Genomic DNA, 3,169 nt, shown 5'->3' on the forward strand with positions numbered 1-3,169 from the left:
CGTGCTCGCTTGCTTAGCGGATTGTCCTGCGGACAATCACGCTCGCCCGTTCGCACTGTTTTTATACGGGACGTTAGGGCAAATTAAAAACCCCAGATGACTGATAAGGAATTTCAAGATATTTTAGAACCAATAGTTGGACAATTTATTTGGGGAGCAAGACAATTAACTGGCTCATTCTTGACCTTAGAATTTGGGAAACCAACAATAGAATTTGGCCGAGTTCATCAGCCAAGTGAAAAAAATAGATTCCCATTCAATAAATTTGAAAGAAGACGGGTAAGAATTAAGGGAGAATATTCTTTATTTATAAGTATGTCTAACTGGAAAATTTATGCTGACAAAACCGAATTGGCGTATGATGAAAGTGAAAGAAATGAAATTAAACTTGCTCTTCAATTTATAAATGGACAAAAACTAAGCAGCATAACGTTAAACACAGAGGAAAACCTAACCGAACTAAAATTTGATTTGGGTGGAAAAATAGTCATCTCAGGAGAATGGTATACTGACGATTTAAACGAAATGTGGAGTTTTTATACTGGGACCAATAAAGTTCTGACTTACCGAAATGATAAAAAAATAAGTTACGAGAAAGCTGGAATGGAATATGGCAAAGAAAAATTTACTGAAATCAAAGAAAAAAACTTGCCCTAACAAAATGTAAAAAATAGCGCCGGCTGACGACAGGTCTCTGGGTTTGGTCTTTTTCTGCTGGCGTTGTTTTGCGGCTGACAAAGACGTAAATTTAAAGGCGCCATTTTTTACACGGAACGTTGTGTGCCATGTGAAAAAAAGACACCGACCAAACCAAATTGACAACTAATGACATTAACTGAAGCGAAAAAAATTGGAAGCCGACAAGGATTGATTTCAGTCGGACTCGGACTTTTAATTGCTCAGTTAATTATGACTTTGATGATTTCAACAGACGAAGGATTTATTAAAGCCTTCTTTTGGTTCACCGACATTGACTATTGGATAAACATTTTGATTGGTGCAGTCATCATGCTTGCATGCGGACACTTCTATGGACAACTTGCGGGAAAATTGATTCTGATAAAAAAATGGAAATCTGTGTTGACAGGATTTCTGATTGGTTTAGCGGTAATATTGACAACGACATTTTTCGCAAGTTGGACAGGCTTCATCCAAGAAGGAATTGACAATATCGGAACCAATGACGACCCATTCTTTGACTATATTTTTAAACCAATGTATTGGGTGACAATGTTCGGATTAATTCCTGCTGTGGTTGTCGGAGCGTGGTTTGGCGGACGAATAAAGAAAATAGGAAAAGAAAAACACGGCACACAACAACGCATATAGCTTATGGCGGGTGAACGGCTACCAGCAAGGTTTTCGCTTCGTAACCAAGTTTGGTTTCGGTGGACAGGAAATTGCTTCCAAACCGCCACAAGCCATATGCAAACCGTTGGCGGTAATTAAAATGAGACACGCAAGACCCGACATATTAACAAGACCACTGTTCATTTTAGCGGTAGGACTATTGCTACTAAATGACTTCTATCTGAAATATGAGTTCTCGAACTTTTTGACAGGTAAACTTTCAGATGTAGCAGGACTGTTTCTTTTTCCGTATTTCCTATCCAGCCTTCGAATTAAATGGTCTAAAACAATCTATTTCGGAACAGCTACTCTATTCCTATTTTGGAAATCTCCATTTTCTCAAGAAGTAATCAATTTGGTTCAGACCATTGGAATTGGTTTTAACAGAGTGGTTGACTACACAGACTTATTCGCCCTTCTCATACTCCCATTTTCATTTCAATACTTCCAAAAGCAACTTTCCATAGAACAAAAAATCGGAAAGTATTTAACGATTCCCGTGGGAGTAATTAGTCTGTTCGCAATTTGGGCAACAACATTACCGAGAGAAAAAATTGAATTGAACTTAGCGATAAATGAAGAATTTGAATTGGAAATGAGTAAAACAGAACTCTTCAATTCAATTCAGGCAGGACATGGGTATAGCGACAAAAACTTGGCAGACAGTCTTTTTTACTTGCACTTTGACATCGTAGATGAGAGCCGCATAGACGTAACGGCACTTTCGACAATAACTTCGAATGATTCAATAACAACCAAAGTAAGGCTTGATAAGATTTTGCACGGCTTCATCACAGGTGGACTATTTAGTGGAGTGGACAAAGATGATGTAGAACATTTTAAATCCATTTCAGCAGAAGAATTCAAGGCTCACTTTAAAGCCAATTTCATTGACCAAATAAAGAATGGTAAAACGGAGAATATCTATTTTGACAACAAAGAAATTTATGACGACTATCAAACTGAATAAAAAATAAAAACTACCGCCAACACAGCATATAGCTTATGGCGGATTAACGGCTACCTGCAAGGTTTTCGCTCCGTAGCCAGCTTTGGTTTCGGTGGACAGGAAAGTGCTTCGAAACCGCCACAAGCCATATGCAAACCGTTGTGGTGCATTAAGGTAATTTGTGAAAAGAACATATTTCAATGAAAATCATATATCGACATTATGAAAAAAGATTATTATTCATTACTAAATAACCCAATAATATATAACATTATGAAAAAAATCATTATTATTTGTTTATTTGTGTTTACATTCTCCAGTTGTTCTAAAGAAGACGATAATTTGAACTCTAATCTTATTGGAACCTGGAATTGGATAGGCTCATCAGGCGGTATAGATGGAATAACAGAAACCCCGGAATCTACTGGAAACCAAATAATTTTAAAAATTTCATCTGACACCATTAAAAATTACATAAATGAGGATTTGAAATTCATTTCCGAATATAAAATTGAAATTAAGGAATCAAACATTTACAATGATAATCGCAGAACAATAATTCTTGAAAATGCTCCTAATAAAATAATTGAAATTACGGGCGATAAATTAATTCTTATTGATGACTGCAATGACTGCTATATGAATGAATATATAAAGGCGAACTAAACGCACCACAACAACGTATAACGCAAATGGCGGGTTTCATAGAAAAGAACTAAATTAGTTTTCAAAACAAATAAAATCGTTAAGCCGACAAATTCGCTTCCATAACTCCGCGCCACTTGTCGTTATACGTATTCCAAGGTTAAATCCAAGCTTTTTCTACTAATTTTTCAGGCAGCAAATTTGTGTAATTCCACATACGGAGTT

The 3,169-nt window shown here is 36.4% G+C and carries 4 protein-coding genes; all 4 read left to right on the plus strand.

The genetic code is table 11. From position 1 onward, the window contains the following. Positions 1 to 96 precede the first annotated feature (96 nt). The 4 genes from AB8M93_RS18505 to AB8M93_RS18520 all read left to right on the plus strand — a co-directional run bounded on the left by AB8M93_RS18505 (position 97) and on the right by AB8M93_RS18520 (position 2,965). Positions 97 to 657: a hypothetical protein gene (locus AB8M93_RS18505; RefSeq protein WP_373060433.1), complete on the plus strand. Its 561-nt coding sequence runs from the start codon at positions 97 to 99 to the stop codon at positions 655 to 657. Positions 658 to 825: 168 nt separating this feature from the next. Further along, positions 826 to 1,329, plus strand: a complete 504-nt coding sequence (locus tag AB8M93_RS18510) for a hypothetical protein (protein WP_373060435.1) — start codon at positions 826 to 828, stop codon at positions 1,327 to 1,329. A 10-nt stretch (positions 1,330 to 1,339) separates the two neighbouring features. Continuing rightward, positions 1,340 to 2,320: a hypothetical protein gene (locus AB8M93_RS18515; RefSeq protein ID WP_373060437.1), complete on the plus strand. Its 981-nt coding sequence runs from the start codon at positions 1,340 to 1,342 to the stop codon at positions 2,318 to 2,320. A gap of 201 nt (positions 2,321 to 2,521) precedes the next feature. Then, positions 2,522 to 2,965 (plus strand): hypothetical protein, encoded by a 444-nt coding sequence (locus AB8M93_RS18520; RefSeq protein ID WP_373060439.1) that lies wholly within the window; start codon positions 2,522 to 2,524, stop codon positions 2,963 to 2,965. The last annotated feature ends 204 nt before the right edge of the window (positions 2,966 to 3,169 follow it).

The sequence above is a fragment of the Autumnicola aciditolerans genome (genome assembly GCF_041679265.1).
In the GTDB taxonomy this organism is placed as follows: domain Bacteria; phylum Bacteroidota; class Bacteroidia; order Flavobacteriales; family Flavobacteriaceae; genus Autumnicola.